The sequence below is a fragment of the Hyphococcus lacteus genome, from assembly GCF_041058985.1.
Taxonomy (GTDB): Bacteria; Pseudomonadota; Alphaproteobacteria; order Caulobacterales; family Parvularculaceae; genus Hyphococcus; species Hyphococcus lacteus.
The window spans coordinates 582743-598629 of sequence record NZ_JBEHZE010000001.1; the positions used below are offsets into that span (position 1 = coordinate 582743).

The window sequence follows — 15887 nt, forward strand, 5'->3', positions numbered from 1 at the left end:
TCCTATGGAGGTAACGTGCCCTAAACTGACAACGCTTCGTCCAGAAATTCTTCAAGTTCTTGTTTATGTTTGCTCATCAGGCCAGTCGCCGGTGAGGCCGCAGCCGGACGCCCAACATAGCGCGCGCGCTTATGCTTGGCATCAATCTGATCAAGGGTCCATTCGATATTTGGTTCCATAAAGAACCATGCACCCATATTCTTTGGCTCTTCCTGACACCAGATCATTTCAGCATTACGGAAACGCTGAAGTTCCTTGATCAACGAATGAGCCGGGAACGGATAGAATTGCTCAACTCGGAGCAAATAGACATTATCGATTCCGCGTTTTTCGCGCTCTTCGAGCAAGTCATAATAAACCTTACCGGAACAAATCACGACGCGCTTAATTTTGGCATCAGAGACAAGCTTAACGGTCGAGCCCGGGCGATATTCTGCGTCATCCCACAAAACACGATGGAACGACGAACCCTCACTCATTTCCGCCAAGGTCGAGACACATTTTTTATGACGCAACAGTGATTTTGGCGTCATCAAAACAAGCGGTTTGCGGAAGTTGCGGCGCATTTGACGACGGAGAATATGGAAATAGTTCGCCGGTGTCGTGCAGTTTGCAACTTGCATATTGTCTTGTGCACAAAGCTGTAGGAACCGCTCTAGCCGTGCTGATGAATGTTCTGGCCCCTGACCTTCATAACCATGCGGCAGGAGCAATACGAGGCCACACATCCGAAGCCATTTACGCTCACCCGACGAAATGAACTGGTCAATAATCGTCTGAGCACCATTGGCGAAGTCACCGAACTGACCTTCCCACAAAACGAGGAATTTCGGGTTTGCGAGCGAATAGCCATATTCAAAACCCATGACGGCAAATTCCGACAGATTTGAATCGTGGACTTCAAAGGTCGCATTCGCGCCATTAAGGTGACGCAGCGGGGTGTATGTTTTTTCTGTCTCTTGATCAATAAAGACTGCATGTCGTTGCGAGAATGTACCCCGTCGACAATCTTGGCCGGAAAGGCGAACGCCATAACCGTCTTTTACAAGACTTCCGAACGCGAGCGCTTCGGCTGTCGCCCAATCAATGCCCTCGCCCGAATCGAACATTTTCTTTTTCTGATCAAGAATACGTCCGAGCGTTCGGTGGATATTAAATCCCTTTGGTGCCGTCGTTAGTGACGCGCCCGTATCCTTTAAATCGTCAAGATCGACAGCCGTATCGCCACGACGATCTTCGTCCACCGGCGGGACAAAGCCAGACCACTGGCCATCGAGCCAATCCGCTTTGTTCGGCTTAAAGTTAGTTGCTGCCGAAAATTCATCGTCAAGGAACGTTCGGAAATTCGCTTGAGTGTCTTCGACTTCTTTATTGCCAACCATGCCTTCGTCGACCAACCGCTTGGCATAGATTTCGCGGGTAGACTTCAGGCTACGGATTTTTTTATACATCCGCGGCTGAGTGAAACTCGGTTCATCACCCTCGTTGTGACCAAATCGGCGATAACAGAACATGTCGATAACGACGTCTGACCCGAATTTCTGACGGAATTCCGTTGCGACCTTTGCGGCATAAACAACAGCCTCGGGATCATCACCGTTAACGTGGAAAATTGGTGCTTCAACCATTTTCGCAACGTCAGAAGGATAAGGTGACGACCGGGAAAATTTCGGACTGGTCGTAAAACCAATTTGATTATTGACGATGAAATGGATTGTACCGCCAGCGCGATATCCGCGCAGTCCAGAAAACCCAAAACATTCGGCAACAATACCCTGCCCAGCAAACGCTGCATCACCATGCAGCAAAAGCGGCAGAACATGCGTGCGCGGCGTATCTAAATCAGGCGGCTCAATCCGGTCCTGTTTTGAACGCGCCTTACCCAAGACAACCGGGTTCACCGCTTCAAGGTGAGAAGGGTTCGCCGTAAGCGACAAGTGGACTTTGTTGCCATCAAATTCACGGTCAGATGATGCGCCAAGATGATACTTAACATCGCCTGAACCACCGACGTCGTCGGGGGTCACTGAACCGCCTTGGAATTCATGGAAAATATGATGATAGGGCTTACCCATTACCGCCGCCAAAACGTTTAGACGACCGCGGTGCGGCATTCCGATCACGATTTCTTTTACCCCGAGCGCGCCACCACGTTTGATGATCTGCTCGAGCGCTGGCACCATGGACTCGCCGCCATCAATGCCAAATCGCTTCGTACCCGTATATTTAGTGTTGAGGAAATTTTCAAAGCCCTCAGCCTCTACCAATTTTTGATAGATGGCACGCTTACCTTCGCTCGTAAACGTAATGTCTTTATCCGCGCCCTCGATGCGTTGTTGCATCCAAGCTTTTTGCTCCGGATTAGTGATATGCATGAACTCGACAGCGAACGTACCGCAATAAGTCCGCTTAAGAATATCAAGGATCTGGCGCAATGTTGCGGTTTCGAGCCCGAGCACATTGTCGATAAAGATCGGACGATCCATGTCAGCTTCGGTAAAGCCGAGCGACGCCGGATCAAGTTCAGGATGTACTGTTTTGTTCTGCAACCCGAGAGGGTCGAGATCTGCGATTAAGTGTCCGCGAATTCGGTATGCACGGATCAACATCAACGCGCGCAACGAATCTTTGGTCGCTTGGCGCACATCAGCAAGCGAAGCCGCACCACCCGGAGCCGCTGCTGCCCGTTTCTCGATTTTCGCTTTCAACGCAGGCTCAAGTGCCGACCAATCACCGTCCAGCGCCGCCGTCAGCTCGCCATTAACCCGTGGCGGCCAATCTTGTCGGGCCCAACTTGGGCCGTCAGTCTGGGTAGAACCATCTGAGGCACCAGCTTCGCTTTGAAAGAAGTCGCGCCATTCTTGGCTTACAGAGCCAGAGTCCGCTTTATAACGAGCGTATTGCGCTTCGAGATATCGAGCATTAGAGCCCGAGAGAATTGAGTCTGTTTCCGACTTATTAGAAGCCGAATTTGCGGGAACTTCCCCGTCCTTGGCCATTGCCCTATCCGTCTTTACGCCGATTGACGCTAGCCCCTTAGATACGTCACGTTGCGCGGGTTTCAATCAAAATACACTGCCCATTAACGATAAAAGCGTTTATTTTTTAAGAATTTCCAGAAGTGTCCGGCCCATGGCCGCCGGAGTCGGCGAAACTGCAATTCCTGCGCTCTTCATCGCTTCGATTTTTGCCTCTGCCGTGTCTTCAGCACCAGAAACCAACGCACCGGCGTGACCCATGCGGCGTCCTGGCGGTGCCGTGACACCAGCAATGAAGCCAACAGTCGGTTTTTTGATTTTGTGCTGGCTGAGGAATTTAGCTGCATCCGCCTCCGCAGAGCCGCCGATCTCACCAATCATAATGATCGAATGGGTGTCATCATCATGCAAAAACATGTCGAGGATTTCGATGAAGTCTGTACCCTTTACTGGGTCGCCACCGATACCGACACAAGTGGACTGGCCTAGACCAGCCGCCGTCGTTTGGTGCACAGCCTCATATGTAAGTGTGCCAGAGCGCGAAATCACACCGACATGACCTTTGCGGTGGATATGGCCCGGCATAATGCCAATCTTGCATTCGTCCGGCGTTATCACGCCCGGGCAATTTGGGCCAACAAGGCGTGTCTTAGAACCATCAAGGGCGCGCTGAACCGAGACCATATCTTGAACAGGAATTCCCTCGGTGATGCAGATCACCAATGGAATTTCGGCCGCGATAGCCTCCAGGATTGAATCAGCGGCAAAGGGCGGCGGCACATAAATCACCGATGCATCAGCACCCGTTTTTTCTTTTGCCTCAGCCATCGTATCAAAAATTGGGAGGGTCGCGCCACTGGCTGCGTCGCCCGCTTCCCAAGTCATTCCACCCTTACCCGGCGTAACACCGCCGACCATGTTTGTGCCATAGGCGATGGCCTGCTCCGTATGGAACGTACCGGTTTTTCCGGTTAGGCCTTGGCAAAGAACTTTTGTATTTTTGTCGATGAGAATGGACATTGATGAATTGGCTCCGGCGGTTCATTTACTGACGCGGTCTTATAGACGCGCGCCAGACGCTGCAACAGCTTACCCGCTCGAAAATGGCCTGTTACGCCATTATTTCTCGCAGAACATAACCGTAGGCTATGAGATCGCGCAAAATTGTACATTCCTTCGCCGAAAAACGCGTCCGCGGGGTCGTTGCGTGCACAGGCTGGCCAATTTTTTACGGTTCGCAATCGACACTTTGTGAACGACGGCATCAATTGAATCGAAATTGTCACAAAAGCTTCGTTGCGGCGCAACATATGAAGAGCAAAGAGGCCACGCTTTGAAGCACTCCTTGCTTTTGAAGCCCCTCCAACTTTCAGACCGCGCTTGGCGCGGTCTTTTTTTGCGCGTTACTCATCGACCATGGGCAAGTCCTGTTTAGACCGCGCAGTGACTTCCTCGCCTGTGTTTAGTGTCCCGGCATTTTCGATCAGCAAAATCCAGCATTCGTCTTCGGCCACTGGCTTGTGCTCTTGGTTAGCCGGAACCTTGAGGAAATCCCCTTCCGACATCGGAATAACCCACTCTTTCTCGCGGTCTCGAAAATGCATCTCAAATTGGCCTTTGAAAACGAAAAAGGCTTCCTCCACCCCGTTGTGGTGATGCCAGTCAAACGCACCTTCGATTTTTGCGAGGCGAATATCCTGACCGTTGACGCAATCCGCGATATGCGGCGACCAATGTTCGTTGATCTGATCGAACGCTTTCAGAAGATTGATCTTTTTCAACGGTTGGCGCACGCGCGCACTCCTATTCGTCGTTTTGGTGATCAAGCTTAAACGTACCCTCACCCTGACTCAAACGCTCGGTCAGCTCAGGCAAAATTACGCGCAACTCTTCCGCAAGGTGCCATGGCGGATTGATGATCATCATGCCGGAACCCGCAAGGCCGCCATTCTTCTTAACGGCGCGGATATCAAGACGGACATCAAGAACATTCCGCAATCCCATCCCGGCGACAGCATCACGTAACTTTTGATCCAATCCGTCGCCCGTAACCGGATACCAGACACAGTAAATGCCAGTCGCGAACCGCTTTAGCGCTTCGGTCATCATGCGCACAACACGATCACCCTCATCCGTTAGCTCATAAGGTGGATCAATCAACACCAGGCCGCGTCGCTCGATTGGAGGCAAAGTCGCCTTTAGAAATGCCGTAGCATCGAGTTTGAAAAGCCTGACCTGCCCCGTCTCGCCATAACGTGCTGCAAGCGTTTCATAGTCAGTGGGGTGTAATTCATTAAGGCTGATTTTATCGGTAGGCCGGATGAGCCAATCGGCGATTTCCGGCGACCCCGGATAAAAAGCCAATCTACCCGGATTATTGACCGAGCGGATCGCATCCCGCCACGGTGCGATGATTGCCTCAGCATCCGATGACAATTCGATAGATGAGCCATCGGCCAAAAACAGCCGCCCGACACCTTCACGCCACTCAAAGGTCTTTTCTGCCTCAACACTTTCAAGGCCATAAAGGCCAATGCCGGAATGGGCGTCGAGCACGCGGAACGGTTTGTCTTTTTGCTTGAGGTGATCAATCACGCGCGCAATCACGATATGTTTTAAAACATCCGCATGATTGCCGGCGTGATATGCATGGCGGTAATTCATCTGTCGCGTTCAGCCTCTGGCCCCACGCCCGGCCCACATTTAACGATGCGACCTCAGGCGCGCGCCGGTGTTACCTTTTCAAAGGCTAGAACCTTTTGAATAAAGTCGTCAGGAATTGGAGACGGTTCCTGCGTTTTTGGATCTGCGTGAACATAGACCATCTTGCCTTCGGTCATCAATTGATCACCGCGAAAGATCCCCGCGTCTAGCGTCATGGATGACCGCCCGAATGAAACGCACCGCACACCGATATCAAGCATGTCATCGAATTTTGCCGACGCACGATAGTCCGCCTCTGCGTGGACCGTAAAAAATTCGGCCGTGTCAGAGCCCATAATCCCAAGAGCGCGCAACCATTCGGTCATCGCCACATCAATGAAAAGGAAATAATTGACGTTAAAGACAATGCCTTGGGCGTCGCACTCCGCCCACCGCACACGGAGTGGATGGAGGAGCGCGAAATCACTTTTGTTCTGCATGGAAAGGCTTAGCCCTGAACCGCAGCAACAACCTTCTTCGCAGCGTCTTCAAGGTCGTCAGCGGCTGTGATTTTCAGGCCTGAATTCGAGAGGATTTCTTTGCCCTTTTCGACATTCGTACCTTCAAGGCGAACGACTAGTGGATCTTCGAGGCCAACCTCTTTCACCGCCGCAACAATACCTTCGGCGATGATGTCACAACGCATAATGCCGCCAAAGATATTGACGAGGATGCCTTTTACGCCCGGATCGGTGGTGATGATCTTGAACGCTTCGGTGACTTTTTCCTTGGTCGCGCCGCCGCCAACATCAAGGAAGTTCGCTGGCTCAGCGCCGTAAAGCTTAATGATGTCCATGGTCGCCATAGCAAGGCCGGCACCGTTCACCATGCAACCGATATTGCCGTCGAGCTTTACGTAAGAAAGGTCAAATTCTGATGCTTTCAATTCGGCTGGGTCTTCTTCAGTTTCGTCGCGGAGCTCTAGAATATCAGGATGACGGAACAGTGCATTCGGGTCGAATCCGACCTTAGCGTCTAGCACCAAAAGATCGCCGCCCTTGGTCACGATCAACGGATTGATCTCAAGCATGCTCATATCTTTTTCGACAAACGCTTTGTAAAGCGTCGGGATCAGCTTGCCGCACTGTTTGGCTGCGGGACCAGAAAGGTCAAGCGCCTGTGCGATGCGGCGCGCATGATGCGGCATACAGCCCGTTGCCGGATCAATATTGATTGTCACAATCTTTTCCGGAGTCTCTTCGGCGACTTCTTCGATGTTCATGCCGCCTTCAGTCGAGGCAATAAACGCGATCCGTCCGGTGCCGCGATCAACAAGCGCTGAAAGATAAAGTTCGGTCTCAATATCAGAGCCATTTTCGATATAAACGCGATTGACCTGCTTACCCAAGTCGCCGGTCTGCTTCGTTACCAGCGTTGCGCCCATCATCTGCTTTGCAAATTCAGCCGCTTCCGCCGGTGATTTCGCCAAACGAACGCCACCAGCTTCACCCGCTGATTCTTCTTTGAACTTGCCTTTACCGCGGCCACCAGCATGGATTTGCGCTTTCACGACATAAAGCGGGCCGGGAAGTTCTTTTGCTGCGGCTTCGGCTTTATCGGCCTCTGTCACAATGCGGCCTTCGGAAACTGGCGCACCGTAGCTCTTAAGGACTTGTTTGGCCTGATATTCGTGAATGTTCATTTGGGCTCCGTCAGGAAAAATGGCTGTTTATCTGAATGGGGTTATAACTACGCCGCACCAACTGACAACAGGGCATTTGCTCACAAAGCCATCAAAGTCGCGCACGAATGTCTTTTAGACCCTCGCGCTGCTGGCCGTCTCGGTCAAAATTTGCCGGATTGAGCCATTTTTCGAACGCCGACTTTATAATTGGCCATTCTGAATCGAGCATTGAGAACCAAGCCGTATTCCGATTGCGCCCTTTTACAACTAGGTCCTGACGGAAAACACCTTCAAATTGGAAACCAAGCCTTAAGGCTGCACGTTTCGACGGCTCATTCTCGCCATCACACTTCCATTCATACCGGCGATAACCGAGGTCTTCAAAAATATGGCGGGCCATGAGGTACATTGCTTCGGTCGCAGCTGGTGTGCGCTGGAGCCGCCGCGAGAAAACCACGCAGCCGACTTCTGCCGATCCGGCATTCGGACGAATGCGCATAAAGCTCGCGGTGCCTAATGGTTCGTTCGTATGTGCGTCGAGAATAAGGTGAATTTTCCAATCCGCGCCAACAGTCACCAATGCTGTCGCCAGATCGTCCGGCGAAGCAAAAGGCCCAATCGGAAGATAGGTCCAGAGATCATCATCGTCCGGCCCGCAAATGGTCGGAAATAGCGTAGCCGAACAGTGCGGAAAGTTAGCCGGCTCTATTTTGACAAACCGCCCAGTAATGGATGGCAAGTTCGGTTCGGGCCGTGCCGACCATTTTGTGAGATCGGTCACTTTAGTCCTCCCGCCCTTATTTTTTGCTGAGCCATTTCAAAATCGATTGCGCAAAGTCAGATAGCGTATCGTCACGCGCCCCCATAATCACTATGCGGTCGCCACTACGCACTTCACTTTCCAAATATGTTCGGCAAGCCTCCCGGTCAGCCAGCGCGACGGCGTTCCGCCCACCCTCACGAACGCCAAGCGCGATATCATCGCTTGTGACAGAGCGGTCAACTGTTCCGCCAAAATATGCGGGTTGTGGCATCACTAAAATATCATCCGGCTCAAGGTGATCGATAAAAGTCTGTACAAATTCGGCCTTCATCTTTTTTAGCGGACCAAACCCATGAGGCTGAAACATCACCAACAGCCGCCCAGAAAATTCGTGAAGCGTATTCAGGCTAGCGCTAATCTTGTCGGGATTGTGCCCAAAATCATCAATGATCGTTACTTCATTTTCAGTACCGACATATTCAAGTCTGCGACGCACCCCCTCAAATGTACCAAGTGCTTCAGCGGCATCCGTCAAGGAAACACCACACGCCAACGCCGCAGCAATCGCGGCAAGCGCATTTGATACATTATGGCGACCGGGCATTTTTAGCGTCACATCCGCGCTGTCACCACCGCTATGAATAACCGTAAAGGAAACGCCAAACCGTTGTGGTTCGATCTTCGACGCGAGCAAGTCGACAGAACTATCGGTCAATGAGTAAGTCAGCTTCCCGCCGTCATGGGAAGCGGCAAGGCGCGCGGTTTCGTCATTATCGAGATTGAGCACCGCAAGTTCGGCACGATTGATGAAGCCGCCAAACAGCGTACGCAACTCGTCCATAGTTTTGTGATCGAGAGATATATTATTCAGTACCGCAATCTTTGGACTGAACATTGCGATGGACCCATCGCTTTCATCTACCTCGGAGATAAACGCGTCCCCGTCCCCCACCAAGGCACTGGCAAATAGCGCTTCCTCGGTCACGAAATTTTTCATGACCGCGCCATTCATGACCGTCGGCGATGCCCCCGCGTGATGGAGAATCCAACCGATCATGCCTGTTGTGGTTGATTTGCCAGACGTGCCAGCAACACCTATGGGACGGCGCGATTCGTTAAAAAGCTTTGCTAGGAGCGCCGCCCGCGAAAGACGCGAGGCCCCACGCTTATTCGCCGCAACAATATCGGGCACCGTATCTTCAACCGCTGCTGAAGCGACCAAAATTTGGTTGGCGCGAACCACGCCCGAACCGTCCTGAGGGTGAAGAGCAATACCTAAATCACGCAAATAGTCGAATTTTGCGTTGCTACGCCCTTGATCCAACGCACGGTCAGACCCCTCGACATGGGCACCACGCGCATTGACGATCATCGCCAGTGGCAACATGCCCGATCCGCCGATTCCACAGAAAAAATAGTCTTTTGTTTCACTCATAGGCGGATCGCAGTAACCCAAATTAAGTAATAAGTGGTAAGCACTGAACAATTATTCGATGACAAACGCCACAAAACATATTGCCCTCGTCTGTCCCGGCGGACCCATATCGCGCGAACTCGCCAATAATGTGGCGGAGATTGCCCGAAAGCAGCATGGTGACGGAATCGCGCTAGATTTCCATGCGCAGTGCTTTTTAACGTCCGGCCATTTCGCAGGTAATGATACCCAACGCACCGACGCGTTTCTCGAAGTGGCAAATGACCCGAAATATGATGCGGTGTGGTTTGCTCGTGGCGGATATGGCGCGGCGCGGTTGGATGAAAGCATGTTCAAGAAACTAAACGAACATGCCCGCCGCAAAACCTATCTCGGCTATTCCGATGCGGGATTCCTGCTGGCGCGACTATATAAAGAAGGCATCGGTCGCCCTGTGCATGGTCCAATGCCGCCGGACCTACCCCGCAATCGTGGTGAAACCGCTATCGCACGGGCTCTTGAATTTTTAGCATCCGGATCAGCTACGACCTTCGAGCCAAATGTTGGCTCCGGAAACCCTGTCGTCGCGTTCAACATCACTATTCTCGCGCATCTTTGCGGCACTGACTGGATGCCGGATCTTTCGGGACACGCCATCATGCTCGAAGACGTGTCGGAATATCTTTATCGAATCGACCGAGCCATGTTCTCAATCACCGGCAATCCAAGCATTCGGAGTGCATCAGGAGTATTGCTTGGCCGGATCAGCGATGTACCCGACAATGATCGCCCATTTGGTCAAACCGATGAAGAACTGATCAAAAATTGGTGCGCGCGGAAAAATTTGCCGTATTTGGGTCGCGCAGACATCGGGCACGATGCCGACAATAAAATTGTACCTTTTGGCGCTACATTGAGCGCGTAATGCTTCTGCACGCCAGCTTCGGATAGCAGAAAACGCCAGAACATCTCGGAAATTGAGAGATATGTACCGCCCCTACGCTTGACAGCGGCAGACATTTACCGCTCTTACGCAAGCGCAAAAGTGGAGTGCATATCATGGAAGTGAATGTCGCCGTTGTTGGCGCAACCGGAAATGTCGGTCAGGAAGTTCTGGCCATTCTTGAAGAACGCCTTTTCCCAGCCAAGGAAATTTACGCGCTAGCATCGCGCAAATCTATTGGCCGTGAGGTTTCCTATGGTGACCGAACGTTGAAATGCCGCGATCTTGAGACGTTCGACTTCTCCAAGGTTGATATTGCGCTCTTCGCGGCGGGCGGATCTGTTGCGAAAGAATGGGCACCAAAGGCCGCCAAGGCAGGCGCGATTGTCATCGACAATTCATCGCATTTCCGCATGGACCCAGACGTTCCGCTGATCGTACCAGAGGTGAATGCTGATGCGGTTCTTGGCGCACGCAAGAAAAATATCATTGCCAACCCAAATTGCTCAACCGCACAATTGGTCGTGGCACTAAAACCTTTGCATGATGCCGCAAAAATCAACCGGGTCGTGGTTTCGACATATCAGTCAACTTCCGGTGCTGGCAAAGAAGCCATGGACGAGTTGTTCAATCAGACGAAAGGTATTTTCGTCAATGACAGCCCGACCCCTTCTAAATTCACCAAGCAGATCGCGTTTAATGTCATTCCGCATATCGACGTTTTCATGGAAGATGGATTCACTAAAGAGGAATGGAAGATGGTCGCCGAGACCAAAAAAATTCTCGATCCCAAGATCAAGCTGACCGCAACTTGCGTCCGGGTTCCGGTCTTTGTTGGTCACGCCGAGTCAGTGAATGTGGAATTTGCAAATGCACTTTCCGATGACGAAGCCCGTGAAGTTTTGCGCGAATCGCCCGGCCTGTTGGTTGTCGATAAGCGCGAAGATGGCGGGTATGTTACACCGGTTGAGTGCGTCGGCGATTTTGCAACATTCATCAGCCGCGTTCGCATCGACCCAACAGTCGACAACGGCCTGGCATTCTGGTGTGTATCTGACAACCTTCGCAAGGGTGCAGCACTGAATGCCGTACAAATCGCCGAACTCGTTCTCAATCGCGGCCTTGTGAAAGACGCCGCCGCTTAATAGCACAATAATCGGGTAGGCCCGGAGCAACGGTCGGCCTATAAGGCACCGACCGTAACCGGACCTATTCCGAATGAACGACCATCCTACACCAGCGCAAAGTGCAATTCGCCTCGGCCTCATTACCGGGGTGATTGCCTATTTTATCTGGGGCATCTTCCCGATTTATATAAAATCGGTGGGCGCAGTATCCGCCATGGAAATTATGGCGCACCGCATTTTGTGGTCTATCCCTTTTGGTGCGCTCATCCTCACTTTTCGTCGGCAATGGCCAGAGGTCTTGGGGGCCTTAGGCGACAAACGCGTTCTCTTTATGCTGGCGCTCGCAGCGATCTCAATCGCAGCGAATTGGTATATTTATGTACTCGCCGTTCTTGATGGTCGCGTTCTCGAAGCAAGTCTTGGATATTACATCAATCCCTTAATGTATGTGGCGGCTGGGGTTTTCATCCTCGGTGAAACTCTACGCAAAGCGCAAATTGTTGCCGTTGCGTTGGCATCGGCAGGTGTACTGACATTAACATTTGGCGCTGGGATTTTTCCCCTAACGTCAATTTTACTGGCAGTGCTTTTTACCGCATACGGATATATCAGAAAAACCACCAACGTTGGCGCGATGCCGGGACTCTTTATTGAAGTATGTCTCCTGTCACCTATCGCGTTGATTTACCTGATCTGGCTCATCAAAGCTGGCAACGCTGTTTTTCTATCGGGCGATTTTGGAATGGATGTCTTGTTGGTGTTAGCAGGCCCCGTCACGGTTATACCGCTTGTTTGCTTCGCGCTCGCCGCACGTCGGTTACGCCTTTCAACATTGGGGTTTTTGCAATATATCGGCCCAACGCTCCAATTCGCACTTGGGATTTATTTCGGCGAAAAGTTTACCCTTTATCACGCGATTTGTTTTGGCCTGATCTGGACTGCGCTCGCGATTTTCAGTGTAGACGCCGCCCGTGCCGGAAAGACCATACGCCCTGTCACCCGAGCGGTGTAACACCGCTCACCTAAAAAGATAAAAGCGAGCAGCAATGCAGCCAATCAAATTTTCCAATGAAGAGCGTAAAGAAATTGTTGCGCGCATTCAAACCTATTTCCACGAAGAACTTGAGCACCAGATTGGCGACATTCCCGCAGAATTATTGCTCAATTTCTTTACTGACGAAATTGGTGCGCATTATTATAATCGCGGCCTTTATGATGCGCAGGCAGTTCTAAGCAAGCAGCTCGACCAATTCACCGACGCAGTCTATGGATTGGAACAACGGCCCAAACAGCGCTGACAGTTCAACCAATGCGTTTTAAGGTTCCGGAGTAACTCAAAATCGGTTCTCCGTCCGACGTCACAAGCCCCCTCGCAAAGACTAAATTTCGTCCCGCGCGCGTGACCTCTCCAGTCGCTTCAATAAAAGCGCCTATAGGGCCAGGCCCTACAAATTCCGAATTCATGGTGACAGTTAAACCACGAAAAGTACCGATTTTACGCGATGCGATATCCCAAAGGGACATATCCGCAAGTGTCATCAACGCCCCGCCATGAACAACGCCGGCGAGATTTGCGTGATGGGCTTCTGAGAAAAAGCCAACGCCGGGTATTGGGCCCGGATCACGAAAATAAAACGGGCCTGCATGACCGCTAAAGGTTTCGAGATGCGATTGAGGTCGCCATCCATCCGGTATTGTCGGTGTCTGTTTTTCTTGCGATGCCATTCGGCAATGACAAAGCATATTGATAGACAAGGCAATGACGAAACGCAGATGTAAAAAATACTTGCTGCGCGCAGCCCGAGGCCCGACTATTTACATATGAGCACATTTCCGACCCCGCACAGGATCCGCGCTGGAGATACAACCCTCGCCATTTACGAAAATGACGGCGACCCGACGCGCAAAAACCCACCCATTATTCTGATACATGGTTGGCCAGAGATCGCTTACTCTTGGAAAAACCAACTAGGCCCACTCGCTGATGCAGGCTTTCGCGTCATCGCTGTGGATATCAAGGGGTTTGGATATTCCGATGCACCAATAGACCCGACCCTATATGACGCAAAAACAATGACCGCCGATTTTTGCGGATTGCTCGATACACTCGGCATTAAAAAAGCGATTTTCTGTGGTCACGACTGGGGCGGTAGTTTGATCTGGAGCATGGCGCAGCTCCATCCCGAACGTGTCGTAGGTGCTATTGGGCTCTGCACGCCATTACGCCGGCGTGCACCGGTCGAGCCGATCTCAATACTACGCAAGCGCTTTGGCAATGTGCATTATTTTGTTCACTTCCAGCAACCGGAAATTGCAGAAAATTTGTTCGCTACCGACCCGGAACGCTTTGTAAAATTAATGTTCCGGCGGCCAGTCCCACGAGAAAAATGGCCATCGTTAGTGCCGGAAATTTTCGATGTACCCGGACGTTTTAAAAACGCGCCTGAGCCAAGCGATGACGGGTTAATCATTTCCACGCAAGATGCACAAGTTTATGTTGACGCTTACCGTAATAGTGGTTTCCACGGCGGGGTAAATTTATATCGAAATGTAGATCAAAATTGGAAATATATGGCCGGTCGTGATGAGGTGGTCCGTGCACCATCATTATGGATAGGTGCTGACCTCGATTTATTTCTCCCGCCGGAAACCGCCGTCGATATGGACGAACTGGTTCCAGACCTGGAAAAGCATATCATTCCCGATTGTGGACATTGGATGAATTGGGAAAAACCAAATGAGATCAACAAGATCATGATCGATTGGTTGAACCGTCGATTTTCAACTTAATTTATCACGGTTTCGCAAACAGCTTTTAGACAAAATCACCGCTCACGGATAAGTTTTCGGTGATTTCGCTCTGTCACGGTTTGACCACAACCACAGACGGAGAGATCGATGAAAATTATTCTCACCTTACTGGCAATCGCACTGGTGCTTGGGGCATCCCCGGCTGCGGCCGGATCGAAGCTCGACAAAAAGACGCCCTACCAAGCGAAACCGCGTGCCATTTATTCGCTCGACCTTACCGAGCATAAAATTCAAGTTTTGGCGATCACTAAACTTGCCCGGGCAGACACGAGGCTTCGTCGTGAACACTTAGACGACTGTGAGACAATGGCCAAAATTTTTCCGGGCTATCCGCAACCAGCACTTGTCAGCATAGACCTAAGCTTACGTTTTTAATTAAAGACAGTCATAAAGCGCATCAAGCAAATGCACAGCACGCGGATCACCGACCAAGTGCGGCGACATTTTATTCATTACATAGGCGACCGTCAGGTTATTTTCTGGATCGATCACGACGCATGATCCGCCAAATCCCGCATGGCCATATGCATTCTCATTCGGGCCAAAGTGTCGATTAATGTTACGCATCATCCCAGCGGCCCACGAAAGTCGAAATGGTAACACCAAATCGTCACCACACACTCGCTCTTTCAATGCGGCATCAATCGCGCTCTGTTCGAGTACGGGTTTTCCGTTCGTGTCTACACCATCATTGGCGAACGGATGAACAATCGCCGCAAGAGCGCGAGCAGCGCTATGCATGTTAGAGGCTGGAATTTCAGCCGCCATCCACCCTTCCCGAGAGACACGCGCTGGTGCCGACCACGGTTTCAAAAAAGCATATTTCTTGAACTCATTCATCACACCAAGATCCGGCGCTTTGGGCGGCTTCGGCATAAAACTCGTCCGGGCCATCTCCGTTTCGCTAAGGCCGCAATAAAGCGATAAATCATTAGGCTCCGTAATCTCGCGGATAAGCGCGCCGGCGGTTTTACCCGTAACGCGCCGCAATAGCTCCCCTGCGATATACCCCACTATTTGCGGGTGATATCCGCTCGCGCTACCTGGCTCCCATAATGGCTCCATCACAGCGATTTTCTTTGTGATTAAAACCCAATCCAGCCAGCTTTCTGGCGGCATCTCATCTTTGAATCCCGCCAATCCGCCTTGATGCGAAAGCATTTGCGCAATGGTTATTTCTGCTTTTCCGGCATCACCGAATTCAGGCCAGAAGGCAGCAACAGGCTTATCATAAGCGAGCAAGCCATCACTAACCGCGCGCGCGATTAGAAAGCTCATGACGGCTTTTCCGCTTGAATAAATGCAAGCTATAGTATCATCCGTCCAGGAATGTTCCTTTTTTCGATCCACAAAACCGCCACGAATATCAACGATCAATTCGCCATTTTGGAACGCTGTGAAGCTCGCCCCAAGTTCTAGCGCATTGCGAAAATTTTCCGCAAAAGCATCTCCAACAGGTGCGAATGGCGGTCTCAGCATTCCCGCTGCATTGGGTACAGCGGCATCAGTCCAATTCATAATAAT

Annotated in this window: 16 protein-coding genes; 6 read left to right on the plus strand and 10 right to left on the minus strand. The window is 51.3% G+C overall.

The genetic code is table 11. The features are described 5' to 3' along the window. Nucleotides 1–20 precede the first annotated feature (20 nt). From ABFZ84_RS02770 to ABFZ84_RS02805, 8 genes are all read right to left on the minus strand, one after another. Nucleotides 21–2999, minus strand: coding sequence for a 2-oxoglutarate dehydrogenase E1 component (locus ABFZ84_RS02770; protein ID WP_369312384.1), 2979 nt, complete (start codon nt 2997–2999; stop codon nt 21–23). 99 nt (nt 3000–3098) lie between these two features. Next, nucleotides 3099–3998, minus strand: coding sequence for a succinate--CoA ligase subunit alpha (sucD, locus tag ABFZ84_RS02775; RefSeq protein WP_369312385.1), 900 nt, complete (start codon nt 3996–3998; stop codon nt 3099–3101). A gap of 383 nt (nt 3999–4381) precedes the next feature. Further along, complete coding sequence (locus tag ABFZ84_RS02780) at nt 4382–4771, minus strand: cupin domain-containing protein (protein WP_369312386.1); 390 nt, start codon at nt 4769–4771, stop codon at nt 4382–4384. Nucleotides 4772–4781: 10 nt separating this feature from the next. Continuing rightward, nucleotides 4782–5642: a 23S rRNA (adenine(2030)-N(6))-methyltransferase RlmJ gene (locus ABFZ84_RS02785; protein WP_369312387.1), complete on the minus strand. Its 861-nt coding sequence runs from the start codon at nt 5640–5642 to the stop codon at nt 4782–4784. 53 nt (nt 5643–5695) lie between these two features. After that, nucleotides 5696–6121 carry an acyl-CoA thioesterase gene (locus ABFZ84_RS02790; RefSeq protein WP_369312388.1) on the minus strand — a complete coding sequence of 142 codons (426 nt, stop codon included), beginning with the start codon at nt 6119–6121 and terminating at the stop codon, nt 5696–5698. An 8-nt stretch (nt 6122–6129) separates the two neighbouring features. Further along, nucleotides 6130–7323, minus strand: coding sequence for an ADP-forming succinate--CoA ligase subunit beta (gene sucC / locus ABFZ84_RS02795; RefSeq protein ID WP_369312389.1), 1194 nt, complete (start codon nt 7321–7323; stop codon nt 6130–6132). Between the two features lie 91 nt (nt 7324–7414). Further along, nucleotides 7415–8086 (minus strand): GNAT family N-acetyltransferase, encoded by a 672-nt coding sequence (locus tag ABFZ84_RS02800; RefSeq protein WP_369312390.1) that lies wholly within the window; start codon nt 8084–8086, stop codon nt 7415–7417. A gap of 16 nt (nt 8087–8102) precedes the next feature. Further along, entirely contained in the window at nt 8103–9503 is a 1401-nt protein-coding gene (locus ABFZ84_RS02805) for a UDP-N-acetylmuramate--L-alanine ligase (protein ID WP_369312391.1), read from the minus strand. A 58-nt stretch (nt 9504–9561) separates the two neighbouring features. Here ABFZ84_RS02805 and ABFZ84_RS02810 point away from each other — a divergent pair, with 58 nt between their 5' ends. The 4 genes from ABFZ84_RS02810 (at nt 9562) to ABFZ84_RS02825 (ending at nt 12850) form a co-directional block, all read left to right on the plus strand. Next, nucleotides 9562–10407, plus strand: coding sequence for an LD-carboxypeptidase (locus tag ABFZ84_RS02810; RefSeq protein WP_369312392.1), 846 nt, complete (start codon nt 9562–9564; stop codon nt 10405–10407). Nucleotides 10408–10541: 134 nt separating this feature from the next. Then, nucleotides 10542–11570 (plus strand): aspartate-semialdehyde dehydrogenase, encoded by a 1029-nt coding sequence (locus tag ABFZ84_RS02815; RefSeq protein WP_369312393.1) that lies wholly within the window; start codon nt 10542–10544, stop codon nt 11568–11570. A 73-nt stretch (nt 11571–11643) separates the two neighbouring features. Continuing rightward, entirely contained in the window at nt 11644–12564 is a 921-nt protein-coding gene (gene rarD / locus ABFZ84_RS02820) for an EamA family transporter RarD (protein WP_369312394.1), read from the plus strand. A gap of 34 nt (nt 12565–12598) precedes the next feature. Next, nucleotides 12599–12850 carry a DUF2164 domain-containing protein gene (locus ABFZ84_RS02825; RefSeq protein WP_369312395.1) on the plus strand — a complete coding sequence of 84 codons (252 nt, stop codon included), beginning with the start codon at nt 12599–12601 and terminating at the stop codon, nt 12848–12850. A 4-nt stretch (nt 12851–12854) separates the two neighbouring features. Here ABFZ84_RS02825 and ABFZ84_RS02830 read toward each other — a convergent pair whose 3' ends face one another. Next, the gene (locus tag ABFZ84_RS02830; protein WP_369312396.1) at nt 12855–13277 is read right to left on the minus strand and encodes a PaaI family thioesterase; all 423 of its coding nucleotides are present in this window, start codon (nt 13275–13277) and stop codon (nt 12855–12857) included. Between the two features lie 96 nt (nt 13278–13373). Between ABFZ84_RS02830 and ABFZ84_RS02835 the strand changes: the two genes are divergently transcribed. After that, nucleotides 13374–14342, plus strand: coding sequence for an alpha/beta fold hydrolase (locus tag ABFZ84_RS02835; protein ID WP_369312397.1), 969 nt, complete (start codon nt 13374–13376; stop codon nt 14340–14342). A 108-nt stretch (nt 14343–14450) separates the two neighbouring features. Continuing rightward, nucleotides 14451–14738 carry a hypothetical protein gene (locus ABFZ84_RS02840; protein WP_369312398.1) on the plus strand — a complete coding sequence of 96 codons (288 nt, stop codon included), beginning with the start codon at nt 14451–14453 and terminating at the stop codon, nt 14736–14738. Here ABFZ84_RS02840 and ABFZ84_RS02845 read toward each other — a convergent pair whose 3' ends face one another. Continuing rightward, entirely contained in the window at nt 14739–15881 is a 1143-nt protein-coding gene (locus tag ABFZ84_RS02845; protein ID WP_369312399.1) for a serine hydrolase domain-containing protein, read from the minus strand. It abuts the gene before it with no gap. Between the last annotated feature and the right edge of the window lie 6 nt (nt 15882–15887).